The sequence below is a fragment of the Sebaldella termitidis ATCC 33386 genome (assembly GCF_000024405.1).
In the GTDB taxonomy this organism is placed as follows: domain Bacteria; phylum Fusobacteriota; class Fusobacteriia; order Fusobacteriales; family Leptotrichiaceae; genus Sebaldella; species Sebaldella termitidis.
In genome coordinates, this window is record NC_013517.1 from 3,179,941 (window position 1) to 3,206,037 (window position 26,097).

Annotated in this window: 24 protein-coding genes; 1 reads left to right on the forward strand and 23 read right to left on the reverse strand. The window is 33.7% G+C overall.

The genetic code is table 11. The features are described from left to right. Positions 1–183: 183 nt before the first annotated feature. From xylA to xylF, 4 genes are read right to left on the reverse strand one after another with little or no spacing between them, the layout of a single operon-like run. Entirely contained in the window at positions 184–1,506 is a 1,323-nt protein-coding gene (gene xylA / locus STERM_RS14965) for a xylose isomerase (RefSeq protein WP_012862463.1), read from the reverse strand. Positions 1,507–1,543: 37 nt separating this feature from the next. Beyond that, positions 1,544–2,689, reverse strand: coding sequence for a sugar ABC transporter permease (locus STERM_RS14970; RefSeq protein ID WP_012862464.1), 1,146 nt, complete (start codon positions 2,687–2,689; stop codon positions 1,544–1,546). After that, positions 2,673–4,208: a xylose ABC transporter ATP-binding protein gene (locus STERM_RS14975; RefSeq protein ID WP_012862465.1), complete on the reverse strand. Its 1,536-nt coding sequence runs from the start codon at positions 4,206–4,208 to the stop codon at positions 2,673–2,675. Before STERM_RS14975 ends, STERM_RS14970 begins: the two co-directional genes overlap by 17 nt. Before the next feature lie 19 nt (positions 4,209–4,227). Continuing rightward, positions 4,228–5,271 carry a D-xylose ABC transporter substrate-binding protein gene (gene xylF, locus STERM_RS14980; RefSeq protein ID WP_012862466.1) on the reverse strand — a complete coding sequence of 348 codons (1,044 nt, stop codon included), beginning with the start codon at positions 5,269–5,271 and terminating at the stop codon, positions 4,228–4,230. Positions 5,272–5,652: 381 nt separating this feature from the next. On the opposite strand from xylF, the gene STERM_RS14985 reads away from it, so the two are divergent. Then, entirely contained in the window at positions 5,653–6,309 is a 657-nt protein-coding gene (locus STERM_RS14985; protein ID WP_012862467.1) for a helix-turn-helix transcriptional regulator, read from the forward strand. A 337-nt stretch (positions 6,310–6,646) separates the two neighbouring features. Here the strand turns inward: STERM_RS14985 and alsB are convergent, their stop codons facing one another. From alsB to STERM_RS15080, 19 genes are all read right to left on the reverse strand, one after another. Further along, positions 6,647–7,639 carry a D-allose transporter substrate-binding protein gene (alsB, locus tag STERM_RS14990; RefSeq protein WP_012862468.1) on the reverse strand — a complete coding sequence of 331 codons (993 nt, stop codon included), beginning with the start codon at positions 7,637–7,639 and terminating at the stop codon, positions 6,647–6,649. Between the two features lie 58 nt (positions 7,640–7,697). Next, on the reverse strand, positions 7,698–8,594 hold the full coding sequence (gene alsK / locus STERM_RS14995) for an allose kinase (protein WP_012862469.1): 897 nt from the start codon (positions 8,592–8,594) through the stop codon (positions 7,698–7,700). Between the two features lie 14 nt (positions 8,595–8,608). Further along, positions 8,609–9,289, reverse strand: coding sequence for a D-allulose 6-phosphate 3-epimerase (gene alsE / locus STERM_RS15000; RefSeq protein WP_012862470.1), 681 nt, complete (start codon positions 9,287–9,289; stop codon positions 8,609–8,611). A 1-nt stretch (position 9,290) separates the two neighbouring features. Then, the gene (gene alsC, locus STERM_RS15005; RefSeq protein WP_012862471.1) at positions 9,291–10,256 is read right to left on the reverse strand and encodes a D-allose ABC transporter permease; all 966 of its coding nucleotides are present in this window, start codon (positions 10,254–10,256) and stop codon (positions 9,291–9,293) included. After that, complete coding sequence (alsA, locus tag STERM_RS15010) at positions 10,249–11,805, reverse strand: D-allose ABC transporter ATP-binding protein AlsA (protein WP_244407181.1); 1,557 nt, start codon at positions 11,803–11,805, stop codon at positions 10,249–10,251. Before alsA ends, alsC begins: the two co-directional genes overlap by 8 nt. A gap of 194 nt (positions 11,806–11,999) precedes the next feature. Further along, positions 12,000–13,010 carry a LacI family DNA-binding transcriptional regulator gene (locus tag STERM_RS15015; RefSeq protein WP_012862473.1) on the reverse strand — a complete coding sequence of 337 codons (1,011 nt, stop codon included), beginning with the start codon at positions 13,008–13,010 and terminating at the stop codon, positions 12,000–12,002. Between the two features lie 419 nt (positions 13,011–13,429). Then, the gene (locus tag STERM_RS15020) at positions 13,430–15,823 is read right to left on the reverse strand and encodes an alpha amylase N-terminal ig-like domain-containing protein (protein WP_012862474.1); all 2,394 of its coding nucleotides are present in this window, start codon (positions 15,821–15,823) and stop codon (positions 13,430–13,432) included. Between the two features lie 321 nt (positions 15,824–16,144). Then, positions 16,145–16,795 carry a ComF family protein gene (locus tag STERM_RS15025; RefSeq protein WP_012862475.1) on the reverse strand — a complete coding sequence of 217 codons (651 nt, stop codon included), beginning with the start codon at positions 16,793–16,795 and terminating at the stop codon, positions 16,145–16,147. Next, positions 16,770–16,973, reverse strand: a complete 204-nt coding sequence (locus STERM_RS15030) for a zinc ribbon domain-containing protein (protein ID WP_012862476.1) — start codon at positions 16,971–16,973, stop codon at positions 16,770–16,772. The genes STERM_RS15025 and STERM_RS15030 overlap by 26 nt, the downstream gene beginning before the upstream one ends. 11 nt (positions 16,974–16,984) lie before the next feature. Then, positions 16,985–17,320 (reverse strand): YraN family protein, encoded by a 336-nt coding sequence (locus STERM_RS15035; protein WP_012862477.1) that lies wholly within the window; start codon positions 17,318–17,320, stop codon positions 16,985–16,987. Between the two features lies 1 nt (position 17,321). Continuing rightward, on the reverse strand, positions 17,322–17,915 hold the full coding sequence (locus STERM_RS15040) for a ribonuclease HII (RefSeq protein WP_012862478.1): 594 nt from the start codon (positions 17,913–17,915) through the stop codon (positions 17,322–17,324). A gap of 15 nt (positions 17,916–17,930) precedes the next feature. Then, entirely contained in the window at positions 17,931–18,392 is a 462-nt protein-coding gene (locus STERM_RS15045; RefSeq protein ID WP_012862479.1) for a methylated-DNA--[protein]-cysteine S-methyltransferase, read from the reverse strand. A 23-nt stretch (positions 18,393–18,415) separates the two neighbouring features. After that, complete coding sequence (locus STERM_RS15050) at positions 18,416–19,333, reverse strand: RluA family pseudouridine synthase (RefSeq protein WP_012862480.1); 918 nt, start codon at positions 19,331–19,333, stop codon at positions 18,416–18,418. 39 nt (positions 19,334–19,372) lie between these two features. Further along, on the reverse strand, positions 19,373–19,828 hold the full coding sequence (locus STERM_RS15055; RefSeq protein WP_012862481.1) for a hypothetical protein: 456 nt from the start codon (positions 19,826–19,828) through the stop codon (positions 19,373–19,375). 16 nt (positions 19,829–19,844) lie between these two features. Next, positions 19,845–20,762 (reverse strand): hypothetical protein, encoded by a 918-nt coding sequence (locus STERM_RS15060; protein ID WP_012862482.1) that lies wholly within the window; start codon positions 20,760–20,762, stop codon positions 19,845–19,847. Between the two features lie 85 nt (positions 20,763–20,847). Next, entirely contained in the window at positions 20,848–21,267 is a 420-nt protein-coding gene (locus tag STERM_RS15065; RefSeq protein WP_012862483.1) for an HD domain-containing protein, read from the reverse strand. Between the two features lie 8 nt (positions 21,268–21,275). Beyond that, complete coding sequence (locus STERM_RS15070; protein ID WP_012862484.1) at positions 21,276–22,106, reverse strand: KH domain-containing protein; 831 nt, start codon at positions 22,104–22,106, stop codon at positions 21,276–21,278. 2 nt (positions 22,107–22,108) lie between these two features. Then, positions 22,109–22,759: an HAD family hydrolase gene (locus STERM_RS15075; protein WP_012862485.1), complete on the reverse strand. Its 651-nt coding sequence runs from the start codon at positions 22,757–22,759 to the stop codon at positions 22,109–22,111. 167 nt (positions 22,760–22,926) lie between these two features. Next, on the reverse strand, positions 22,927–25,881 hold the full coding sequence (locus STERM_RS15080) for a VIT domain-containing protein (protein ID WP_012862486.1): 2,955 nt from the start codon (positions 25,879–25,881) through the stop codon (positions 22,927–22,929). Between the last annotated feature and the right edge of the window lie 216 nt (positions 25,882–26,097).

Consider the following 26,097-nt stretch of genomic DNA (forward strand, 5'->3'; position numbering starts at 1 on the left):
TATTGTACCATAAAATATCAATATAAAACACTTCTTAAAAAACAGGTTATTCCAAATAATTTGAAATAACCCGTTTATCCCGTTTTAACAGGTATTGCCTCACAATTCGAAATTCACCAAAAATCTAATTTATCTTATCAATCAGCAGCGGAGAGAGTTGCCGCTGAAAGACTGGGGCCTTTTTTATTTTGCTTCCAATATATATGAATTCAATATACTTTCCAGCATTTCCTGTCTTCCCGAAGTATTTTTTATTTCAGCAAGATTTTCTACATATTCCGCCAGTTCTTCAAATCCTACTTTACCTTCTACTATATCTTTTCCTATCCCTGTTTTGTAACTTTCATATCTTTTATCCTGAAAATCCTCAAAAACTTTATCTTCATAAAGTCTGTAAGCTATTGTTAATCCTTTTGCGAATGTGTCCATACCCGCAATATAAGCTAAAAATAAATCCTTGTCTTCAAATGAGCCTCTTCTTACTTTTGCGTCAAAATTCAGTCCACCTTTACCCAATCCGTTATTTTTTATTACTTCATACATTGCCAGAACAGCATCATATATATTTGTAGGAAACTGATCTGTATCCCATCCCAGAAGCATATCTCCCTGATTTGCATCTATGGAACCCATTACATTATTTATTCTTGCAAGGTTCAGTTCATGCTGGAATGTATGTCCGGCAAGAGTGGCGTGGTTTGCTTCTATATTCATTTTATAATGTTTATCAAGATTATACTTTCTCAAAAAACCAAGAACTGTAGCAGTATCAAAATCATACTGGTGCTTTGTAGGTTCTTTTGGTTTCGGTTCTATAAGCAGCTGCCCTTCAAACCCTATTTTTTCTTTGTAATCCACTACCATCTGCAGAAATCTGGCAAAGTTATCATATTCCAGATCAGACTTAGTATTCAGAAGAGTTTCGTAGCCCTCTCTTCCGCCCCAGAGAACATAATTTTCCCCGCCTAATCTTTTTGTTATCTCCATTGCCTTTTTTACCTGTGCCGCAGCATACGCAAATACGTCTGCATTTGGTGCAGTTGCTCCTCCGTGAAGAAATCTGGGATGACTAAAAGCATTTGTTGTTCCCCACAAAAGTTTTATTCCTGTTTTTTTCATAAGACCTTCTAGATGATCTACTATTTCATCAAGAAGTCTGTTTGTTTCTTTTAATGTCATTGCTTCATTTATAATATCTCTGTCATGAAAGCAGAAATAATCCATCCCTATTTTCTGCATAAATTCAAAACCTGCATCTGCTCTTGCTTTTGCCTGTTCCAATGCGTCATCATATCTGTTCCATGCTCTGTCCATCGTGTCCCCGCCGAACATATCCAGTCCCTGGGCTTTTAATGTATGCCAGTAACTCATTGCAAATTTCAGATGTTCTCTCATCGGTTTTCCGCCTATTACCTCATCTTTATTGTAATATTTGAAAGCCATAACATTTTTTGATTCAGGACCTTCATACTTTATTTCTTTTATTTCCGGAAAATATTCTTTCATGTATTTTCATCTCCTCTATTGTAATTTTTATTATTATTTATCCTTTTTTCTTTTTCTGCGACTGAACATCAAACAGTACTGCAAACAGAAGTATCAGACCTTTTACCACATACTGCCATGACGGCTCTACATTCAGCATACTCATTCCGTTATCCAGACTTGCCATTATCAAAGCTCCGAGTATAGCTCCCGTTACCTTTCCTTTTCCTCCTGAAAGACTTGCACCCCCGATTACACATGCTGCTATGGTATCCAGCTCTGCATTGGTTCCTGCGGAAACCGAACCTGCTCCAAGTCTTGAGGTAAGTACCAGACCTGCTGTAGCCACAAGAAAACCGTTTACTATATAGATTATCATCTTTATTTTCTGAGTATCTATTCCTGAATACTTTGCTGCGTTTATATTTCCACCTATTGCATAAACTGTACGTCCGTAAGCTGTCTTATTTGAAACAAAGGAAAATATAATTATCAAAACTGCCATTAATAAAACCGGTGTTGGAATTCCCTCATAGCTGTTCAGAATTATTATTCCCAGAAAAATCAATATACTGTTTCCTATTATCCACATCAGATCATTCTTAAAGTCTCCGGTCTCTATTTTATTGGCAATTTTTGCTTTTCTGTCGCTCATTTTACTGTAAACAAGAAGAAGAACAAATAATATTCCTATTATGTAGCTCAGACTTTTCGGTATATAGCTCTGCCCCAGTATCTTGAATGCACCGCTTATTGGCGAAATAGTCTGACCGCCTGTTATACCTATAAGAATCCCTCTGAATACAAGCATTCCCGATAAAGTTACAATAAATGACGGAACATTTTTCTTAGCTATCCAGTATCCGTTCCATACACCAAAAACCAGCCCCAGAACAAGTGTAACCAATACCGTTACTATAAACGGCAGCTTTAATGTAACATCCATAATGGCAGCTATTCCTCCGAGCAGTGCCATCTGTGATCCTACAGACAGATCTATTTCCCCGGAAATAATAACAAATATCATTCCTATGGAAAGTATCCCTGTTATCGACATCTGTCTTAACAGATTTGATATATTTCTGAAATTTATAAAGTTTCCTCCGGTAATTGCTATAAATACTCCCCATATAACCAGAAGTGCCAAAAACAAAATAAACATATTGGAATTTTTAGCTTTTTTTAAATTAGTTGCCAGACTCATTTCTACCTCCTACAATAGCCGCTTCCATTATCATTTCCTGCGTAACGTCTTTATTTATAAACTCTCCTTTTATTTCCCCTTCATGCATTACTATAATTCTGTCACTTATGCCCAAAACCTCAGGCAGCTCTGATGAAACCATTATCACGGATATTCCCCGTTCGGCAAGCTCTACTATATTTTTATATATTTCGTATTTTGCCCCGACATCCACTCCTCTTGTGGGTTCATCAAGAATTATTATCTTAGGGTTTACAAGAAGATTTTTTGCAAGTACTACTTTCTGCTGATTTCCTCCGCTCAAATTTTTTATTGCAAGATCTTCGCTTGTTGTTTTTATTTTCAGAAGGTCTATATATCTTCTCACATCAGTTTTTTCCCTGTATGTATCTACATAATCTGCTGCTTTGGTGTAGCTGTCCAGATTTGAAAGAGTCATATTTTTTTCCACTGACATATCAGCTATTATACCGTCCTGTTTTCTGTCTTCCGGAACCATTGAGATACCGGTCTTCAAAGCTTCCTTTGCTGATTTTATATTTATCTTTTTACCGTTAAAAATACACTCTCCTGTTTTGCTTCCTTCATATGTTCCAAAAATACTTGAGATAAGTTCTGTTCTCCCTGATCCTATCAGTCCGGAAATCCCTAATATTTCCCCTTTTTTCAAGGTAAAATTTGCATTTTTTACTCTTTGTTTTCCTATGTTGTCAAATACATTGTAGTTTTTTACTTCAAAAATTACTTCTCCTATCTTATTATTTTTTTCAGGATAAAAACTTCCAAGCTCTCTTCCTACCATGGCTTTTACTATTTCGTTCTTGCTGTAGCCGGAAGTTTTTCTGCATTCTATGAATTGTCCGTCTCTGATAACAGTTACTTCATCTGATATTTTCATGACTTCATCCAGTTTATGGCTTATATATATTGATGTAACCCCTTTTTCTCTTAAATCTCCGATAATATTCAAAAGAACATCGGTTTCCTTTTCTGTTAAAGATGCTGTAGGCTCGTCAAAAATTATCAGCTTTGAATTCTTAGAAAGTGCCTTTGCTATCTCTACCAGCTGTTTATGGCCTATCCCCAGTTCTCTTACCAGTGTATCAGGCGAAATATCCATTTTCAGCTCTTTCAGCACTTCGCTGGTTTTTTGATACATTTTATAAAAGTCCACCATACCGTTTTTTAGTATAAAATTTCCCAGAAATATATTTTCCATAATAGAAAGCTCATCTACGAGATTCAGTTCCTGATGGATTATGGAAATGCCCTTATTTTCAGAATCCTTTATTCCTCTGTTTTTTAGTATATTTCCGTCATAATAAATATCCCCGCTGTATGTACCGTGTGGGTATATCCCGCTCAAAACCTTCATAAGAGTGGATTTCCCCGCGCCGTTTTCACCGCACAGGGCATGAACATCTCCTTTTTTTACTTTTATTGTAATATTATCAAGTGCTTTTACTCCTGAAAAATCTTTTGTGATATTCCTCATATCCAAAATTTCTCTATTCTCCATTTTTTAACCTCGTCAGAATTTATTTTCCATAAACGTCGCTTTCTGTCTGGAATCCGTCCTTTATTATAGTTTCTTTTAAATTTTCCTGAGTTACCGCTATTGGAGATAACAGGTAAGATTTTACATCAATTTTACCGTTATTAGTTACGCCGTTTGATTCTATTTCTTCGCCTCTTCCAAGATCTACCGCTATTTGTGCAGCTTTTTCCGCAAGAGTTTTTATTGGCTTATATACTGTCATTGTCTGTGTTCCTTCTACTATTCTTTTTACCCCGGCAAGGTCTGCATCCTGTCCTGATATAGGTACTTTTCCTGCAAGCCCCTGAGCATTCAGAGCCTGTATTGCTCCTCCGGCAGTACTGTCATTAGAAGCTATTACCGCGTCTATTTGATTATTATTAGCTGTAAGTGCATTTTCCATAATTTTCAGTGCTTCTTCAGGAAGCCAGTCTTTTACCCACTGATCTCCTATTACCTTTATATCTCCTTTATCTATAAGAGGCTGTAATACTTTCATCTGTCCTTCTCTGAAAAGTCTTGCATTATTGTCTGTAGGTGATCCGCCCATTAAAAAGTAGTTCCCTTTAGGCATTTTTTCTACTATAGCCTGCGCCTGAAGCTCTCCGACCTTTACATTATCAAATGATATGTAAAAATCTACATCTGAATTTGTAATTAATCTGTCATAAGCCAGTACTTTTACTCCCGCCTTATGTGCTTCATCTACTACCGGCGCCATTACTTCACCGTTATTAGGTATAATAACCAGTACATCTATACCCTGCGATAATAAATTTTCTGCATCTGTAAGCTGTTTCTGAGAATCTCCGTTTGCTGAAACCACAATCACTTCTGCTCCAAGCTCTTCTGCAGCTTTTTTAAAAATATCCCTGTCTTTCTGCCATCTCTCCAGTCTCAAATCATCAATAGACATTCCTATTTTTATCTTTTTCTTATTTTCCTTACCTGCCTCGCCGCTTCCTGCACTGCTTTCACCGCTGTCCTTTCCGCATGAAACTAAAAATAACATTACTAAAGTTAACATAAAAAACATCTTTTTCATTTTATCACCTCTATAATTTTTTTTATTTGTTTACTTTTCCATTTCCGCTGCTTAGTTTACTGAATAAAAATTTTTTCAGATTTAAAGAAAATTATTTTCATAATTAAATATATCCGACTATAATCTTTATGAAAAATATATTTTAAAATCATTTTAAAATATAAAATCAATATATTTTACCTCTATTTTTTGATTTGTCAATAGCAAAACAAAAAAATAATTTTCTATTTTAAAATAATCTTATAAATAATGCATTATATAGTAAAAAATATTTTTTTTTAGTATTTTAAAAATATTTTTAGAACTATTATTTTAATTTTATTTGACATTTTTCAGTTTCAATTATACAATCTATACAAGTACACTTACAGGAGGTTAGGAATGGTTTTATCAGATATAGATAAACAAATATTAGAGTCTTATAAGACCATGGTGGACGGGCTGGCAAATTATTTAGGGCCTTCTTCCGAAGTGGTTCTCCACAGTCTGGAAGATTACAACCGTTCTGTTGTAAAAATAGCAAACGGACACCATACAGGAAGAAAAATCGGAGCTCCTATCACAGATATAGCTCTGAAAATGCTTTCTGAAATCAAAAATTCTGATGACAAGATTTGTAAAACATACTATACCAGATCTAAGACAGGTAACTCGCTAAAATCTAATACCACAGCCATCTACGGAGAAAACGGCAGAATTATCGGATTACTATGTATGAATCTGAATTTAGACACTTCATTCGGCGAGTTTATCAAAAGTTTTTTCCCAGGCAAAGATCAAAATACGCAGAATCATAACGAAAATAATGAAATTTTTGCTAATTCCACGAGCGAATTGGTTCTTAGTGCATTAGATAATATTGTTGCAGAAGTAAATAATGATTCTTTTGTTTCTTCAATAAACAAGAACAAAGAAATCATAAAAAGACTCTATGACAAGGGAATTTTTAATATCAAGGATTCGCCCAATCTGGTTGCGGATTATTTGAAAATTTCCAAAAATACAGTTTATTTACATTTAAGAAACTACTCAAAATAATAGTTATTATTTTATACTGTAAAAATTGTCATTAAAAAAACAGATATGCTGTAAAGTCATATCTGTTTTTTATATATAATAACTTGTATTTGAATTCAGGTATTTTCTTTTATAAGGTTTTTTCATTGCATAAAAATATAAAATTTTATTTCTATCTTTTCTTTGCCTGTTACAATTCCTTTTGTATCCTGATTTTTCTTCATAATTTCTAGTTTTTATAAAGCTCTGACAAATAAGGGTTATTTACTTTTTTCCAAAAATACATATTTCTGCCTGCCAAGATCCTGTTTCTGATATCCCGGCAGGCAGATTTGTTAGAAAAATAATATTATAATTTTTATTTAGAAATCAGATTCGATTCTACAGGCACTTCTTTAGCTTCAATGTCTGGAGAAATCTGTGGTTTATCCTTTATTGCTTCTATTAATATTTTTAAGCTTGTTGCACCTATCATTGCAGGATCTTGTGCTACTGTTGCGTTTAGTTTTCCTTCATCTATAGAAGTTCTTGCTTCAGGAGCTCCGTCTGTTCCTACTACTAGGATCTGACCTGTTTTCCCTGCATTTGCTACTGCCTGTACAGCTCCAAGAGCCATAGTATCATTACATGCGTAGATTGCTTTTAAGTTAGGATATTTTTGAATTAAGTTTGCAGCTACGTCTAATGCTTTTGATCTGTCCCAGTCAGCAGGCTGGCTTGCTACTAATTTGAATTTAGAATCAGCTTTAAATGCTTCTGTTGCACCTTGTCTTCTGAATTCTCCCGATGCATTTCCTGATTTACCTTCTATTATTGCTACTTCTCCACCTTCAGGCAATTTCCCGATAATGTATTCTGCACCTTTTGCACCAACTTTTACGTTATCAGTTGTTACGAAAGCCAGTACGCTTCCGCCAGATTTTTTCAGCTGTTCCATATCAACTTTTTCATCGATATTTACTACATAAATTCCTTTTTTGTTAGCTTCCACTATTGCCGGAATTGTGTTAACCGGTGACAGAGGAGCTATACCAATTGCCTTATATCCTTTTGATAATAAGTTTTCTATTAGTCTTAACTGCTCCTGTACATCTTCCTCGGAACTTGCTGCGATGATATCCACTTTTATTCCCTGAGCTGCTGCTTCTTTCTCTATTCCTTCCTTCATTTCCACCCAGAACGGATTTGATAAAGTTTTTAGAACTATTGCAATTTCAGCTTGTCCTTCAGCTTTTTGTTCAGTTTTTGCAGGTTCGTTTCCATCTTCAGTTTTTGCCTCTTCTTTAGCTCCACCACAAGAAACTAATAAAAACATTGTTAACAATAGAAAAATTTTCATGATATTTTTCATGTTTTGTTTCCCTCCTAATAATATTATTTATTTTAAAAAATTTTAAAACCGATATTTTTTAGCTTATTATATTTCTAATATAGTAAGCTGCTCCAAGAACCCCGCTTTTCTGGTCATGCTCTGAATAAATAATATTCAGATTTTCTGCCGGGTAAGGCTTTCTTGCATATTTATATATGCATTTATCCAGATAATCTCTTGGAAAACCTTTCATCATAGGAACTCCGCCTGCTATTATGATATGATCTGGATCAAATATGTTTATCTCTGTTGCAATAGGCAAAGCAAGAGTATCTATATATTTTTTTATTATTTCATTATCTCCGTGCTTTACGAAAATATCATCTATCTTATCTTCAGGAAAATTTTCTTTTAATATGTTCTGAAGATTCTTTCCTGAAGCATAAATTTCTATACATCCTGTATTGCCGCACGGACATTCTTCCTCGCTGTTCATAACAGGTATATGTCCCAGCTCTCCGGCAACACCGTTTTTACCTTCAAGAATACTTCCGTTAATATACACCGCATTACCGAATCCTGTTCCTATATAAAAACCCAATACTACTTTGTCCTTTTCCATATTGTGCTTTTTTATATCATCAAGCATCAGAAAGTTTACATCTTTATTTATAAAAACAGGTATATTCAGAATTTCTGACAATCTGTCTGTTACATTTACATTATCCAGATTTTTCATATTCGGAGTAGAATAAACGAATTTTTTATCTTTACTTACACATGAAGGAAAGCCTATTCCCACACCTTCTATCTCGCTACCATATTCATTGATATAGTCCTTTATCTCACCGGACAGATTTTCTATAAAATCCCCGTTCTGCAAAACTAAACTTGGCTTTATTCTGAAATCCTCCACCGTGTATGATTCGGTTACCAAACCTGTTCTAAAATTCGTACCGCCTATATCAATTCCCAAAATATACTTTTTTTGCATTATTATCTCTCCTATTATTTTGCAGTTTTTGCCTCGTATATTTCCATCATTTTATCCCATGCTTTAGGCAGATCACTGTCTAAGTTAAATAAACCGGAGCTTCCCACGATAAGTACCTCTGCACCTGCTTCTGTGAGAATATCAAATGTTCTTTCATTACATGAACCGTCTACCTCTATCAGATAGTTATATCCATTTTTCTCTTTCAGCTCTTTTAATTCTTTTATTTTATCCAGCATTTCCGGTATAAAAGGCTGTCCTGCAAATCCGGGATCCACTGTCATAACAGTGATTTTATCCAGCAGATGAATATAGTATTTTATCCATTCTATAGGAGTGGCAGGATTAAGCACTATCCCGGCCTTACACCCGAAACCTTTGATCTTGTTAATGATTCTGAATGCATCTTTATTTATTGTTTCTGCATGAGGACAGATATAATCTGCTCCTGATTTTGCCAGTTCCTCAATATAGTCATCCGGATATTCAGTCATCAAATGTACATCTATCGGAAGTTTTGATATTCTTTTTAAATTTGATACAAAAAATGGTGATAATGTTATATTTTTTACAAAATGCCCGTCCATGATATCCACATGGTAAAAATCAGCCCTCTCGTTTAAAATTTCTACCTGTTCTTTCATACTAAGCAAATCCATACACATAAGTGACGGTGAAAACATCATTTTTTTCATATTAAGCTCCCTTCTTTTTCGTTGCGAATAATCTGTCTACTGTTACTGCTAATATTATTAAACCACCCATTACTATCTGCTGATAATACGGCGGTACATTATTAAGGTTCAGTCCGTTGCTGATTACACCTATTATAAGTCCACCCATTACTACTCCGAATATTTTCCCTTTTCCTCCAAAAAAACTTGTTCCTCCTATTATTGCCGCAGCAATTGCAAATGTTTCAAAACCGGCTCCGGCCTGCGGTTCTGCCGATCCTACCCTTGCTGTAGAAACTACTCCGGCAATTCCTGCACAGACACCCGAGATAATAAAAACTATCAGTGTATGTAATTTTACATTTATTCCTGAAAACCATGCTGCCTGGCTGTTTCCTCCCAATGCATAAATGTTTCTTCCAAGCTTAGTCTTATTAGTAATAAACGATAAAATCAAAGCCACTCCTATTGCTATTAATGCCGGAACAGGAATATCAATACCGAAAAACGGAATTTTTCCTGCTACAGTATTTGTAAATGATGCGTTAAATCCAAATATAGGATTTGCTTTCGATATAGTAAGAGCTACTCCTCTAAATATAGACTGTGTTCCCAGAGTTATAATAAACGGATGAAGTCCTGTTACATTTATTAATAATCCGTTCATTGCCCCCAAAATTGCACCGGCAATTACTCCTCCTATTAAAATTGCCAGTATCGGATGAAATCCTGCCAGTAAAAGCTTTGCTGTAAACATTCCTGTAAGTGCTATTACAGAACCTACGGAAAGATCTATTCCTGCTATTAATATTGCGAAGAACACTCCACATGCTATAAGTATATTTACAGAACTCTGCAAAATTATCTGTGTTATATTATTAAACGAGAAAAATAATCCTGGTTGAGTTATTCCAAATACTATTGCAACGAGAATTAATATCCCGAATGTTCCGTATTTCTGCCATAAATTATTAAAGTCTTTAGTCATTTTTCATATCTCCTTCGTGTGTTAAAATATACATAATTTTTTCTTCAGTAGCCTCATCTGCACTTAGAATTTCTGCTATTTCCCCGTTTTTGAAAACAGCTATTTTGTCACATACCGCAAGTAATTCCGGAAGCTCCGAAGATACCATCAGTACTCCTTTACCCTCATCGGATAGTTTTCTCATTAGTGTATATATTTCACTTTTACTTCCTACATCTATTCCTTTGGTAGGTTCATCAAATATAATAAGTGATGATTCTGCTGCCATCCATTTACCGAGTATTACTTTCTGCTGATTTCCCCCTGACAGTTCGGTAATATTCTGATTAATTGAAGAACACTTTATATTTAATTTCTTTTTTTCATCATCGGCATACTTCTTTTCCATCTTGCTGTTTATCAGTCCCCAGGTTCCCCCGAGCTTTGAGTTTTTTATAAAAGGAAGAATAGATATATTCTCTTTTATGTCAAAGTTATGAAAAAATCCAGTTTCACGTCTGTTTTCAGTGACAAATGCTATTCCGTTTTTTATTGAAATATACTCGCTTTTTGGTTTTAATTCTTTTCCAAAAAGAGAAATACTTCCTTCCTTTATAGGATCAGCACCAAACACTGCATTCATCAGTTCACTTCTTCCAGAGCCTATCAGTCCGGCAAATCCAAGAATTTCTCCTTGCTGAAGCTTGAAAGAAACATTTTTTGCTTTCCCGTCATATCTCGTTATATTTTTAGCCTCAAAAATAGTTTTTGTTCTGTCCAGTTCAGGATTATTCGACGGATATTTTGATTTTATTTCTCTACCTACCATCATGGAAACCAGATCCTTTACCTCTACATCTTTTACCTCTCTTGTTCCCACATAAGTTCCGTCTTTCAATACAGTAACCCTGTCTCCTATTTCCTTAAGCTCTTTTAGTTTATGAGATATATAAACTATTCCTTTACCCTCTGATTTCAGCTGTCTTATTATTGCAAACAGCTGGTCTGTTTCTTCCTGTGTTAATGAAGTAGTAGGCTCATCCATAATAATTATATCTGCATCTGATACAAGTGATTTTGCAATTTCCAGCTGCTGCTTTTCACAAATGCTTAATTCTTCCACAAATATATTCAAATCTCTGTGAAGTCCCACTTTCTTTGTCAGTACTTCTGCTACTTCCTTCATTTTCTTATAATCTACAAGATTTACACCTAAAACCTTTCTTGTAGGAAGTTTTCCTACAAACAGATTTTCCTGCACCGATAATTCATTGATTACACTTAATTCCTGATAGATAATGCTTATTCCGTTTTCATATGAATCCTTTGGTGTCAGCTGGTTATAATCCTTTCCTTTTAAATTGATACTTCCTGATGTCGGCTGATATGCTCCGCTCAAAATTTTCATAAGTGTTGATTTTCCGGCTCCGTTTTCCCCTAAAAGTACATGAACCTCGCCTTTTCTTACATCAAAGGAAATATTATCCAAAGCTGTAACACCTGAAAACTTTTTTGTAATATTTTTCATTTCAACCAGTTTTTCAATATTTTCCATAGTTAAATACCTCATTCTGAAATATATTTTACCTTTATAAAACCCCTGTCTCCTGTCATCTGCTTTGTACTGCCGTCCAGATATAAAACAAGAAGCCTTATCTTTATATTATTCAATCTTTCAAAAAATCTCCATTTATTCTTTGAAATACTGAACTAATGTTATACCGAGATAACGTTTACTCATATTTTTAAATAAATAAAATTTTTTTATTTATTTTTAGTACTATTACGTTTCACCAATTTTACGGGAACACTGATATTCTTTACATCTGTTTCATCTTTTAAAATTATTCCCATTAGTATTTCTGTAGCATACTCGCCTAATTTTTCCGAATCCTGATGTATAGTAGTAATAGAAGGTGATGTGATTTCACTTATTGACATATTGTCAAAACCAACTATTTTTACTTCTTCAGGAATTTTAATTTCTCTTTCTCTCAGTGCACTTATTGCTCCTATGGCCATCCAGTCATTTGTAGCAAAAATACCGTCAAATTTTATCCCGTTGTTTATTTTTTCTAAAACTCCTTTTTTAGCTTCTTCATAATTAACATGATCTACATTATGGATTAAATTCTCGTCAACAGATTTCCCTGCTTCTTTAAGAGCCATTTTATACCCTTCATAACGGCTTATAATAGACGATATCTGTCTGAAATCCTTTATTATCATTATATTTTCACAGCCTGCGCTGAGCAGTTCTTTTGTTGCCAGATATCCTCCTTCTTTATTATCCGACTGAACATACATCTTCGATGCTGAAATATAACGATCTATGTACACCACAGGGATTCCTATATTTTCCTCTACCTCTTCCCCTGATTTTGTTTTACCTGAAATATAAATGATTCCATCCACAAATTTTTCCAGCAGATTTTTCACCTGCATCTGTTCTCTTGCTTCATCCTCGTCTGTATTGCACACGAACACTGAGTAGTCATATTTCATAGCATTTCTTTCTACAGATTGTATTATTTTTGCAAAAAATTCATTAGTAATATCCGGAACTATTACCCCTATTGTCTGAGTTTTTTTAGTTCTCAGACTTTTTGCATTTACATTCCTTCTGTAGCCGCTCTCCTCTATAATTTTCAGAATTTTTTCCTCAGTTTCTCTGGAATATCTTCCGTTTTTATTCAGGACACGCGATACAGTAGCAATAGAAACACCTGCTCTTTTGGCAATATCTTTAATAGAGAGTTTTCCTTTTACACTCATAAAACTTCCCTTCACTTTCTGAGTAAACGTTTACCATAATACAATGATAGTATACCTTGTTTTTTATTTTTGTCAATAGCACATTTAAATTTTTTTTAGCTGTTTTATTTATATTATCCTTTTCTTATCCTCATTTCTCCTGTATCCTTTTTTATTTTATAATCAGAAAATTTATCTTTATTTTTTTATATTTTTCAAATCTATTATATTTTCCATATTATTTTTATTATATTCTTAAATATCAATTTTTTTACTCTAAATGAAAAATGAGCCTAAAGGCTCATCTTCTATAATTTTATCTGCATTATTTAATTTATGCTTTTTATCATATTCTGTTTTTCAGTTCAAATCTTAAATATCAAATCATATCATTTTATATTGTATTTCTTCTATTTTCTGTATAAAAATTACATATAAAATCATTTAGAATATAATATTGTTACTTCTTTAGGTTTTAATGTAAGTTCTATTGTCCTGTCAGAAACATAATATTTTTTATTATACATCAGATCTTTATACTCCCCGAAAAGCTTTGGTACAAGAGCTTTTATTGTGTATTTGTCACTACTGTTATTTATTATTATAACAAGTGATTCTTTTCCGTTCGTAAGCTCATAGCTGATGTAATCCACAGCAGGTCTCTTTACTTCTATGATTTTATTTTGATAAATCTGTGCTTTTCTTTTTTCTTCTGCCATATAATATGCAATAAACTCGTTTACACGGGCCTGTGTCTTAGGATCATTAGAAACTTCCAGTATTTTGAATTCGGAATTTCTTATAAGGTCGCTGTATTGCTGTCTTATTCCGAGTATTTTGCGGTAAAAATTTTCTATGTCCTGATTAATAACTACAGGATAGAATATTTTCTTTTCTACTTCGTTTATAATAACCTGTTCCGGCATATTTCTCAGTCTGTCCATATATTTAGAAATATCATCGCTTTCATTGTCATATGGTGCAAGATCTTCCCAAAGCATTGGTTTTCTGTTACGCGGATAATCAGATCCCCACATACCTTTTTCATCACCATAATAAACCACAGGGCTGGCAGGAAGCATCATTTGTATGCTTACCAGCATCTTAAGCTTTCTTACTGCTTCACCATCATATAAATCCGGTCTTATTTCTTTATACTCGCTTGAACCGTTATTTCTGTCAAATACTCTGTTCGGATTAATAATTCCCGAATAAATTCTGTCTGTATCAAGTGAATCAAGATAAATTTCCGTACCATAAAATTTCTGTCTTGAATACTGATTATATACTTCAGCCATTTTTGATGCGAATTCTATATTATCTATTTTATAATTTGAATTAGTATTAACAATATACTTTATCATTTCATTAACATAGTTATAGTCTACACCTGTATCATAAAGACCCATTTCTATATCATTACCGAAATTTCTGCTCTGATCTCCCAGAACCAAAATTTCCGGTTTGAACTTTTTTAGCTCTCTTGTTATTTCAGCAAGTCCTTTTTTATTCTCATTTTTATAAAAAACATACCTTACTCCGTCAATTCCGTCATCATCTTCATAAGTTTTGAAAGTCTCATCAGGCCCCAGAATCCATTTTTTCAAGGAATTAAATACATATTCTCTTGCTTCACGGTTATTAAGATCCAGCCGTAAATCAGACCTGCTTCTGTACCATTTGTTATACTTCGGGTTCAGATTTGCAAAAAACTTGTTTGATGTAACATCAGGAGATATTTCCATTATTATTCTCATATCTCTTTTATGTACTTCTCTTGCCAGCTTTGCCAAGAGCAGATCGGAATTCGTCCATTTCCATGTCTGCGGGTCAGTTGTCTCATCCAAGAGATTTTTGTCCTGCTGTGCATTGTATACCAGCAAATCCAGCTCTCTTGCTCCGTTAGTATTACTTGCCTGTCCTTTTACATCCATCCCTTCATTGGTTCCGGTCTGTTCCAGATAACCAAATGTAGGATCCACATGATTCATATATATAGGGTCATATTTATGATTTGAAAATGAATACACAGGGGGAGAAATTATCAGATAGTCAATCCCCAGTTCTTTCAAATAATCAAGCTTGTCTATTATTCCTGCAAGGTCTCCGCCGTATACTCTTGTATATTTCTTTATCTGGTTTCCTGCATTTTCTTCCCACGGATCCAGCTCTTCGTAATTCCCTGTCCATGGGTGTACCGTGAATGCTTTATATAAAGGATTCGGATTCCAGTTCGCAGTAGCAAGGCTTCTGCGCGGAGTTCCCGATCTTATTGTTCCTGTGGGAGCACTGAAGTTATTAGTTCCAAATTCATTAAAAATAGCATCATTATCATAATTCCCGTTTCTGAAAGTGTCTATATATATCATATAGCCTGTCCCTGATTTTGCCCATTCAGGCATATTTGTGAAATCATGAGTTTTTTCATATTCAAATGGAATAATATCAGAATTATTTTCACTCTGTGTTTTCCCGTAAAAATATTTTGCATTGCCGTCTGTCAAAGCAAAATAATATGAAAAGTTTTCATTTGGTACCTCTACAGAAAATATTTCTTTTCCCTTATAATTTCCAAAACTGCTCATCTCAGCTTTATCATTGCCATAAATGAGTTCTACCTTTTCTATATCATTATTTTTTACATCCAGCAGTATTCTCACTGTTTCATTATTATCTACTCTGTAATTTACATTTTCTTCATGAAAGACAGAGGCCTTGTCTATGTAATTATCCCTTCTTTGACTGATCTTCGGGATTACCTCCTCAGCCGGAGTCTCCCCGTAAGATACAGAAAATGCAAAAAACACAGCCGCCAGCAATAACCATTTTTTCATATATATTTCTCCCTTATTAACTCTTGCTTTATAATAAAATCCGATATTCTGATCTTATTCATGCTTTTTGTTAATTAATTATTTTGTTCTTTCTTCAATAATAAACCTGATCCGGTGTAATAATCCGCCTGCAATATATTAAAAAACAACCAAAATATTTAATATTTTTCATCGTTATATTCTATCATTTATTTTTATTTTTGCAAATAATTATTTATGTCGTAAACACCCTGAAAATTCATGATAAAAAATGCATAAACCGAAAGTTTTCTTTTAATGTATTATGCGGAAAAATCATCATATAGCTATGGTTTACCCGCTCTAAACACTTCCTTTATTAAGCTTTATTTCTCTTGCTGCCGCTAATGCCAGTACTACTATTTTATTTACCTTATATTTTTTTAATATTTCACTTTTTATTTCTCTGAGCGTTGCCCCAGTGGTAACTATATCATCAAAAAGCAATATATTTTTATTGCTTAAGTTAGTATCATTATTAATAAAAAAGCTGTTTTTGATATTTTGATTCCTTTTATTTTCCTCAAGAATCTTAAACATCTTTTTTGTATTCTTTATTCTTTTTATCTTTAAATAATGTATTTTCAGGGCGTCCAGCAGTACCTCCGTCTGGTTAAAGCCTCTTTCCGATTCTCTTTGTGTACTTATCGGCACAGGAATTATGTAATCTATATCTTCTTTTTCCAGAACAAATCCTACCCCATTTTCTATCAAACAGGCTATATCTTTGGCAATATTTTTCTGACCCCTGAATTTCAGCTTGGAAATAAGCAGCTTAAAATCCCTGTCATAATTCCAAAAATAATAAATATTGTTTATTTGTTTCAGGCTTCCTCTCAGTCTGAATATTTCCAGTGTTTTATCCGAAATATTAGTATTATTCAATTTTTCCGCAGTTAAAAGATCAGTATCCTTAAAAAATACTTTTTTAAAATTCCACAGCAGGTTTTTCATTTTTTTCAAACACCTTTGCTGAATACATTTCTGTAAAGCCGCAGTCAGAACAGATTTTTAAATAATAGATATCCATCGAAAACTTTACTTCTCCGGTAGCCTTGGTCGGAAAAGCAATGGTTTTCAACTCATACTTTTCAGAATTACATTTCAAACATTTATTAAATACATGTATCATTTTTTTCTCCCTCAAACAAGATTTTTCACCCAAATAATCTCTTCCCCGTTTATAGCCACCAGATCATATCTGCAGCCTTCATTCCAGTTAACTTCCGATATGTAATTCAATGAGGCATTTATTATTTTTTTTAATTTCGCCTGTGTTACACTTTCTTCTGCAAAGCCGTAATCACTGTTTTTCCTATATTTTACCTCCACGAAAATCAGAAAGTCTCTGTCTTTGAAAATCAGGTCTATTTCGCCATATTCAGAATAATAGTTGCTTCTTACATATTCCAGACCATTATTTATCAAAAAATCTTTTGCCGCATTCTCATATTTAAACCCTTTTTCCCTTTTATTCACCCTATTCCCCCAGTATTTTCCTTAAAAAAGTCTTTCTGTGTATCTTGCATGCCCCATGTGCATGAAGCAGTTCGCGATGAAGCTTCGTCCCATATCCTTTATGTTTTTCAAATCTATAATCAGGATACTGCCGGGCGAAATCCTTCATTATGTTATCTCTGTATACCTTTGCCACTATTGATGCCGCTGCAATAGACAGTGATCTTCCGTCACCTTTGATTATTTCCTCCTGACGCCCTGAATACTCCCTTATTTTATGGTTCCCGTCTACTAGTACTATATCATAATTATCTATCTGCTCCAAAGCTCTCCTCATTGCCAGAAAAGTAGCATTAAGTATATTTATTTTATCTATTTCTTTTTCATCGGCCGTCCCTATTCCTACCTTACGTTTTTCTCTTATTACAGCATAAAGTTTTTCTCTTTTTTTCTCTGTTAATTTTTTGGAATCATTTATTTCTTCAAGTTCCTCAAAATAATCCTCTATTATCACTGCCGCTGCAACCACAGGCCCTGCAAGAGGTCCTCTGCCGGCTTCGTCTACACCTGCAATAATACAGTTATACTCATTATCAAATAGTCTTAATTCACTCATACTTACCTCTTAAGTTTACATAAATTTCTTTTCATGTTCCAGTAAAAATTCTTTTTTATCCAGTCCGCCGGCAAATCCTACAAGTTTTCCATTTTTACCAATCACACGGTGACATGGTACTATTATCATTATTTTATTTTTATTGTTAGCATTGCCCACAGCACGAACAGCTTTCTCATTATTTATTCCTTCAGCTATATCCTTATATGAGACAGTGGTTCCATATGGTATTTTTCTCAGTTCATTCCACACACTTTTTTGAAATTCCGTTCCTTCAAAATATAACGGAAGATCAAACTTTTTTCTTTCTCCGGAAAAATACTCATTCATCTGCTTCAAAGCTTTATCAAGAACTTCCGATCCTTTGTCATTTTCTTTAATTATATCTGAAAAGCTCACCGAAAGTACATATTCTTCACTGCAGATTATTTTTATTATTCCTGCGGAAACTTTGATATATCCTGTATATTTATTCATAAATACCTCCTGTGAATATAAAATTATTCCTCAAAATTCCCCATTTCCAAGCCTGTTTCTTTCAAGGCTTTTTCAAAATCCTGAGGAAGTTCTGATATTATTTTCATTGCTTTTTGTGTTACAGGATGTAAAAATTCCAGTTTATATGCATGAAGCATCTGTCTTCCCGCTATTTTGTTGTCTCTTCCATACACACTATCTCCCAGAACAGGATATCCCAGATATTTCATATGTACCCTTATCTGATGTGTCCTCCCTGTCTGTATATTTACCTTTACCAATGAAAATTTTTCATTTTTATCCAAAACCTGAAAATATGTTATTGCCGTTTTTCCGTTTGTTTTTACCACAGCCATTTTTTTTCTGTCTTTCGGATCTCTGCCGATTAATGTTTCCAGCTTTCCGCTTTCTTTATTTATTTTCCCTTTTAATATTGCAATATACGTTTTTCTTATTCCGCTGCTGCCAAACATTTCAGAAAGTCTCAGATGAGCAGTATCATTTTTTGCAATAATTAAAAGACCGCTTGTATCCTTATCCAGTCTGTGCACTATTCCCGGTCTTATTTCACCGTTTATTCCGGACAGATCTTTTATATGATACATTACAGCATTTACAAGAGTTCCCGACTCATGCCCGTGGGAAGGATGAACCACTATCCCCGCTTCTTTATCAATAACCGCTATATCACTGTCTTCATATAAAATCTTTATATTTATATTTTCAGGTACTAAATCTATCTCTTTTTCATCAGGAATTATCATCTCTATAAAGTCATTTTTCTCCACTTTATATGAAGGCTTTGATTTTTTGTTATTAACATTTATATTTCCGTCTTTTATCAGCTGCTGAATTCTCGTACGTGTGAGCTCCGTTCTTTCTGCTATATATAAATCCAGCCGTTTTCCCTCTTCTGATATTTCAAATATAATTTTTTCCATATTTATAATTTACTCCTGATATTCTTTATATTTGTCTTTCTACTTATTTTTATCATAATCCTCATACACCGAGCTTATTGTTCCTGCTTTTTCGGCATTTATCAGTTCTTCAAAAAAAACTGACTTTATATTCCTATTTTTCTTTAATATTTTATAGACTTTCAATTCTTGTTTTATTCCATCACTTGTTTTAGGCATGGTATTTTTTTCAAGAGAATTTTTCAAAACTCCTGCTAGATAACTTCCCAATAATATTTTCCCTGTATTTTGGTCTGTATTGTCATTTTCCAGACTTATAAATTCAGGATACAGCTTTATTTCAAAATCCTCTGTTTCAATTGAAAAGTCTATTATTTTTTCATATTTTGAAATACTGCTTTCAGCAGCCGGATTCTTTTCCACATCTTTTATAAGCTTCAAAATTGACTGTTTTGATTCTGTGCCAAATGAAAGTATAGAAACTGACAGTAATAAAAATAATAAAATTTTCTTCACAATTTCACCTCATAATTTATTTTTCATTTTCCTGTTCTTTTGCAGCTTCCTTTTCAAGAAGAAACTGTTTCGCCTCATCCTTCATATCTACATACTGATTCTTTTCTGTCATTATTTTATATATTTCATTCTTGCTCTGCTTTACTTTTGGTGTGGTATATTCTATCATTATACCCGAATAGTTATTTTTCTCGTATATTTTTTTCAGTGTATCATTTTTCAAAAGCTTTTCAGCTATCTCCTTTGATTTTTTATCCAAAACTGCCTGACTTTTATCATAATCGTCGGATACTGCATAAAATCCTATTATTGTTGTAAGATCAGCCAGTACATTAAAGTTAATATCTGTTATCAGTACTTTTTCTCCGGAAACTTCAAGAAAAAAAGGAAATTTCAGCGCATTTATCAAAGTATCCGCATCTTCCTGCATTCCTGTGGCACTCTGATACATCTCCATTCCCATAACGTCGTAATTATAATAGAGCTGTCCTATTCCTCCCTGTCTTTCTATATCAAGCAGCTGTTCCAGATACTCTACTTTTACATATTTTGTTTCTCTCAATATTTTATAAACCTTGAGCTCATTTTTTATCCCGTCGCTTATTGTTATTATTTTCTGTTTATTTTCCAGCTGTTTTTTCAATGCACCCGATACATAGCTTCCCTGAATAATTCTTCTGTTTGTCTGACTTACCTTTGCATCCGGAAATTTATAAAGCTCATCTATCAAAAAAATCTGTACTTCTTCACTTTCCTCAGCAAATTTTATTATTCTTTCATATTTCGGAAGATTTTTTTCAGAAGCCGGTTCCTCTTCTACTTCTTTGATTAACTCCAGAATTGTATCTCCTGTATCTTTTTTTGCAGATATTCCCGTATCTGCAAAAATAAGACCTGATATTACAAATATCATTAAAAATAAAAATTTCTTCATTATTTTTCCTTTCAAATTCATATAATTCACAGCATTATTATACATTATCCGCTTTTATTAAGCAGGATAAATATCATATCAGGTTTCAGCTCAAATCATCCAGTCTTTGAAATTCATCCATAAATCTGCCGTAACTTTTTACATGATGGTTTTTTATTAAAACTGCCAGTTCTTCATCCGTTTCTTTTAACTTCATAAAACCTCTGTCAGGGTGTTCTTTAAGACCCGTTTTTATATTTACCTTATGAAGAACTCTGACTGCCACATTGGTATTCCCCTTGCCGCAGTCATGCAGAAGTGCCAGTTTTTTATATAAAATTTCATTTTTAAGTATATCATTCTCCCTGACTTTTTTATATACCTCCAAAGAGTGTTTCCTGTCATATTTTGCCATTTCCGTAAATATCTTTTTTTCTTTTTCATTGAGAAGCTCCATTGCTTCCAAATATAAATCTTCCGGTATTACGGGAAAAAAATATTCCACGGCTTTTCTTATGATATACATGATTTCTCCTATATTTCTTTTATAATTATTTTACCATATTTTCCTCTTAGTTTTTTTATATTTTTCCCCTTATTTCCTATTACTTCCCCTTTTTTGGATTTCTTTACATAAAAAAATAAAAATTCTCTGTTTCTTTCTATTTTCTCTATATTTATTTCAGATATTGCATTATCTTCAAAAATTATCATATCCTCAAGTTCCTGTGAAAATATTATTTTTTCCAGTGTCAGATATCTTCCTTCAAGCGGCTGCTTTTTTCCAGTCAGTATATACCCGCTCATAATTCTCACCTGCTGAGGCATAAAAGAACTTCCTGTAAAGTGGAGCTCCTGATTTTCATAATATACTGCAAGCTCTCTGATTTTCTCTTTTAGTTCCCTGCCTTTTTTTGTGGTAAAAGCACTGACATCATGTTTTCCGCTGAGCTCCCGACATTTTTTATCTATTTCCTCAATGCTGCTTTTTATTCTGTCTTTTGGATATCTGTAAATATAATGTCTTTTTTCTATGAGCTTCGGCAGTTCCAGATAAGGAAGTGTTTTTTTTATATCAAAAATCTCAAGAATCACAGAGCTGTTTCTAAAATTTTCGAGTTTCAACTCCTGTTTTGTGTTAATATACAGTATATTTTCTTCTGCACTGACATCTTTGTCAGTTCTCCCCGCCTGCTGTATCCCCTTATAATAAGAAATGTTATTTTCATCAAGCAGCTTCTTAAATTCACCTTTTACACTTGTTTTATCTTTATTTTCATCAAATGAATCAAATTTTGTACCGTCATATCTGATAAAAAATAAATATCCAAAATATCCTGTTTTTTCTAAATCTCTGATTTCCATTTTTATCCTTGTATCACAGTCATTATTTCTTCCGGATTTTTTACAGTAAGATCCGGCGTAAGATCAAGCGTCTTAATGCTGCCGAATCCCCATTCGCAGAATACACTGAATACTCCCGCATTTTTTGCTGTCTCTACATCTACCCTCATATCACCTATATACAGTGCTTCTTCTTTCTTTATTCCGTGTTCACGTAATATTGCCTCTATTCCGTCAGGCTTCGGCTTTCTCGGCTCTCCGTCCACAGCACCGACTATATTGGTAAAGCTCCATTTTTTCAGTGTTTTCTCTACTGTCTCATCTGCAAATCTCTGATCTTTATTAGTATTTATAGCTAAAAGTATCCCTTTTTCAGTTAATCTGTCAAGTAATTCCGAAATTCCGCTATATAAATGAAGATTGTAATCCCAGTATTTTTCATAATATTTTCTGATTGCTGCTACCAGTTTTTCCTTTAATTCAGGACTGCTTCCTTCTGGCAGGGCCTTATCGGCAATTCCTGCTACACCGTGTCCTATTAATGTTCTGCTCATCTCGAGCGAGTATGTATCCATCCCCATTTCTTCGAAAGCCAGATTAGCAAGCTTTGATATCGCCTCAAGGGAATCTACCAGTGTTCCGTCCAAATCAAATATAGCCATTTTAAAACTCATTTTTTTCTCTCCTTAAACCACTTTTTTTAATTCATGTGTTTATTATATCATATATTGAAAGTTTTATTAAAAAAATATTCCTTAATTTTGTACTCCGGAAAATAAAACGTTGCATAAAAGAAAAGAGAGTCACGCCGGGTTTTCCAGTTCACTCTCTTTTACCTTTTTTAGTTTTTAAATATAAGTTCTCCTATTTCCAGCATTTCTTTTCTATCCTTCACTCTTACCATAATTTCTTCTGACTTTTCCTTTTTTGTCCCGTAATTAGTATACATTACCACTCTTAATGTTATCGGTCCTACGAGATTTTGTCTGCTGTCTCCGAAGTACTTCGCCTTTACCGCATATGTCCCGTCCGGTGCTTTCCTTAATGCAAACTCCTCCGGTCCAAAGCCTTGTGTTATATCTCCCGAAAGTCTGCTTCCTATTTTCGTGAGTCTATTTCCGTAATATCCAGTTTCATTAAAAGGATCAGTAAAATACAGATCTATATCAGAGTTATCAGCTGTCCATTCCAATGTTACCCTTATATCCAAAGGCATGGGATAAATAAGTTTTTTATCAATTTTTGAAATATTCAGCTTTGAATGTACGGCTATCAGTCTGTTCATTTCTTTTAATACCACATCTTTTATCTGTGTGAATCTCCCGTCCCAGCTTCTGCTCAGGACAACATAATACGTATCAAGAGCCTCCTGATAGCTGTTATTTTTTTCATAAGCCATAGCCAGATCTCTGTATGACTGCGGATCCTCTCCTTTTATCTTGACAAGCTCCTTAAATACTTCTACTGCCTCGGCAGCTTTATTCAGCTCAAGCAGCTTATAGCCGTATGTTTTCAGTAATTCCGGGCTTTCCAGTTTCATTTCGGAAATATTTGATAATACCTGCACTGCCTCATCTTTCATTTCATTTTTCAGCATAAAATCTGCTGTATCTATGAAAAAAGACGGCTGATTTGAGTATTCTTTTTTCAGCTCAAAATATTTCGCCATTATCTGTTCCCTTGGTGTCTTTTCCAGCTCTTTCAGATATACTTCGTCCGGTGACCAGGCTTTTACTTTTATTCTGCTTTTTTCTTCTTTATCAGTCCCGATGCTCCATTCTAAACTATCTCCATTGCCAATTAGCTCAAGTCCGACTGAAGCACCTTCTGAAAATACTGTACCATCATTAACTACGCTGCCCACAGAGGATACTCCGACTTCTCTTATTGACAGCATTTTTACTGATTCTATAGGAACAACCTGAGAATCTATAGCTCCCTGTTTTGCGAAATTACTTCCTGCTACACCCACATTACCGGAAATAACATTAGTTTTTATTTTATCATTATCTGCTTTAACAGAAAAATCCTTCATATACCACTTCTTTATCCCGCCGAGTATCTGCACACTTTCAGCCAAAGCCTTTTTTTTCTGATTCACTTTCTCTTTTTTTACGTTTTCAGTTAATTTGAAATATTCTTCCTGTAACTCAGCCGGAGGGACAATTTCATATTTTACGTAATCATCTATTCTGTCCAAAACTATCAGGGTAGTATCGTCAGTTACAATTCCGTATTCTTTTGCTGTCTTTACTATTTCATCCCTGTTATTTTCATAGTCCTTACTCAGCCCCTCTATTTTCTTACCAGCCCACAGCCTGCTTACCCCGTCATTTTTCTCTATACTGTTTATAAAAACTTTTCTTGTTTCTGTAATTACATTTCCATATCCAAAATTCACCGTAATTTCTGCTTTTGTTTTTTTCATTTTACCTGCAAAAGAAAAATCATCGGAATTTCCTTCCCATACAGGCGGATAAACCTCTGCTATATCATTTTTATTATAATTATATGATATTAATCTGTAATTTTCACTCTTCATATTTTCAAGTGCTTTTTCAGCATCTCCTGTATTCAGATCAATATATTTACCGCTTGTTTGAAGTGCTGCTGCCCTCAGATAATTTTCATCTGCTGTTTTGCTGGAATTTACAGTTACTACAGGTCTTTTCCCCTGCTTTTCCCTTTCTTTTCCATAGCTTAGAAGACCGTCAGTTACAAAAATTATCTCATCCCCCTTGTATTTTTTGAAATCCAGGTTCTGAAATCTTGTTTCTCCGTCATAATAAAGCCCTTCCAGTGTATTTTTTAATTCATTCCATTCTCCCAGAGCTACTTTATATGCTTTAGGATCTGACACTTTATTACCAAATGTTATCAGTGTTACATCCACATTATCCAGATACTTAAAATATAAATCAAGAAACCTTATTTCTTCACTTATATTTCTATTATTCCCTGAATTCGAGGTATCCCACACCAGAGTTATTTTTTTACTCTTTTTTCTCTCTTTCTCACCGGAATTTACTGAAAAAGAACTTAGAAAATATGCTTCATTCCCTTTTCTTTCTGTATAGACCTTTTCTTTATTATCTGACTTTATATAAAATTTTATACTCTGATCAGGCATAAAATCTTTTTTATTTATTTCTGCATAATAACCTGTTTTCAGATTATCAAATTCCATATTGGAAATTTTTGATATAAATTCAGGTTTCAGTTCCTGTTCCGGTACTTTTATTTCCAGTGAAAAATCTTTCACCTGATTTTTATAATTCAATGGAAGATAATAAATTACACTTCCGTTTTCCTTTGGAAGAATTTCTTCATATGTTATCCTTATTTTTCTGTATCCATTGGCCGGAATAGGATAAATTCTTGTTTTATAGTTATTTCCTTTTGTTTTTTCCAGAATTCCCGGATCAATATTCTGTCTTTCTACTGCTTCAAAAGTCTGTCTTGCTTTCTCTTTTTCCACTACAACCCCATCACGCATTTTTCCGTTTATATCAAGGGCATAGCCTGTTACTGTCTGTCCGTTCAAAAGCGGAAATTCAAACTCTCCTTCCAGTATCCTGCTGTTCGGGTTATAAAATGTAAGTTCGTATGTTGTCGTAGAAATATTTCTTTTTATTTCTGCGCTTATTTTCATACTGTCCAGCATTATTTCTTTTTCTCCGTTTGCCTTTAATACTGCTGTTCCTGTCTCAGGCATCCGTACGCCTTCTCCTGTCGAAATTTCATCTGCAGACATTAATCCAAATATAAAAATAATCATAAAAAATATTTTCTTCATAATTTACTCCTTCTAAAATCCTTAGTATTTTTAAATATTTATCTACACACTATGTCCTCATTTCTCATTTGATAAATAAATATATTTTCAGCATTAAAAATAGTACTTCGATGTACATTTTATCTGACGCTCAGATAATTATCCATTTACTTGCTAATATTATTTTTAAGCTGTTTTTTTATTTTCTGCCAAAAATATTTAAACAACAGTATTATA

What these genes read in the sequence shown, in the direction of transcription:
- xylA (WP_012862463.1), bottom strand. Translation starts at nt 1,506, where the DNA reads ATGAAAGAATATTTTCCGGAAATAAAAGAAATAAAGTATGAAGGTCCT.
- STERM_RS14970 (WP_012862464.1), bottom strand. Translation starts at nt 2,689, where the DNA reads ATGAGTCTGGCAACTAATTTAAAAAAAGCTAAAAATTCCAATATGTTT.
- STERM_RS14975 (WP_012862465.1), bottom strand. Translation starts at nt 4,208, where the DNA reads ATGGAGAATAGAGAAATTTTGGATATGAGGAATATCACAAAAGATTTT.
- xylF (WP_012862466.1), bottom strand. Translation starts at nt 5,271, where the DNA reads ATGAAAAAGATGTTTTTTATGTTAACTTTAGTAATGTTATTTTTAGTT.
- STERM_RS14985 (WP_012862467.1), top strand. Translation starts at nt 5,653, where the DNA reads ATGGTTTTATCAGATATAGATAAACAAATATTAGAGTCTTATAAGACC.
- alsB (WP_012862468.1), bottom strand. Translation starts at nt 7,639, where the DNA reads ATGAAAAATATCATGAAAATTTTTCTATTGTTAACAATGTTTTTATTA.
- alsK (WP_012862469.1), bottom strand. Translation starts at nt 8,594, where the DNA reads ATGCAAAAAAAGTATATTTTGGGAATTGATATAGGCGGTACGAATTTT.
- alsE (WP_012862470.1), bottom strand. Translation starts at nt 9,289, where the DNA reads ATGAAAAAAATGATGTTTTCACCGTCACTTATGTGTATGGATTTGCTT.
- alsC (WP_012862471.1), bottom strand. Translation starts at nt 10,256, where the DNA reads ATGACTAAAGACTTTAATAATTTATGGCAGAAATACGGAACATTCGGG.
- alsA (WP_244407181.1), bottom strand. Translation starts at nt 11,805, where the DNA reads ATGAGGTATTTAACTATGGAAAATATTGAAAAACTGGTTGAAATGAAA.
- STERM_RS15015 (WP_012862473.1), bottom strand. Translation starts at nt 13,010, where the DNA reads ATGAGTGTAAAAGGAAAACTCTCTATTAAAGATATTGCCAAAAGAGCA.
- STERM_RS15020 (WP_012862474.1), bottom strand. Translation starts at nt 15,823, where the DNA reads ATGAAAAAATGGTTATTGCTGGCGGCTGTGTTTTTTGCATTTTCTGTA.
- STERM_RS15025 (WP_012862475.1), bottom strand. Translation starts at nt 16,795, where the DNA reads ATGAAAAACCTGCTGTGGAATTTTAAAAAAGTATTTTTTAAGGATACT.
- STERM_RS15030 (WP_012862476.1), bottom strand. Translation starts at nt 16,973, where the DNA reads ATGATACATGTATTTAATAAATGTTTGAAATGTAATTCTGAAAAGTAT.
- STERM_RS15040 (WP_012862478.1), bottom strand. Translation starts at nt 17,915, where the DNA reads ATGAGTGAATTAAGACTATTTGATAATGAGTATAACTGTATTATTGCA.
- STERM_RS15045 (WP_012862479.1), bottom strand. Translation starts at nt 18,392, where the DNA reads ATGAATAAATATACAGGATATATCAAAGTTTCCGCAGGAATAATAAAA.
- STERM_RS15050 (WP_012862480.1), bottom strand. Translation starts at nt 19,333, where the DNA reads ATGGAAAAAATTATATTTGAAATATCAGAAGAGGGAAAACGGCTGGAT.
- STERM_RS15060 (WP_012862482.1), bottom strand. Translation starts at nt 20,762, where the DNA reads ATGAAGAAATTTTTATTTTTAATGATATTTGTAATATCAGGTCTTATT.
- STERM_RS15065 (WP_012862483.1), bottom strand. Translation starts at nt 21,267, where the DNA reads ATGTATATCATAAGAAAAGCCGTGGAATATTTTTTTCCCGTAATACCG.
- STERM_RS15070 (WP_012862484.1), bottom strand. Translation starts at nt 22,106, where the DNA reads ATGGAAATCAGAGATTTAGAAAAAACAGGATATTTTGGATATTTATTT.
- STERM_RS15075 (WP_012862485.1), bottom strand. Translation starts at nt 22,759, where the DNA reads ATGAGTTTTAAAATGGCTATATTTGATTTGGACGGAACACTGGTAGAT.
- STERM_RS15080 (WP_012862486.1), bottom strand. Translation starts at nt 25,881, where the DNA reads ATGAAGAAAATATTTTTTATGATTATTTTTATATTTGGATTAATGTCT.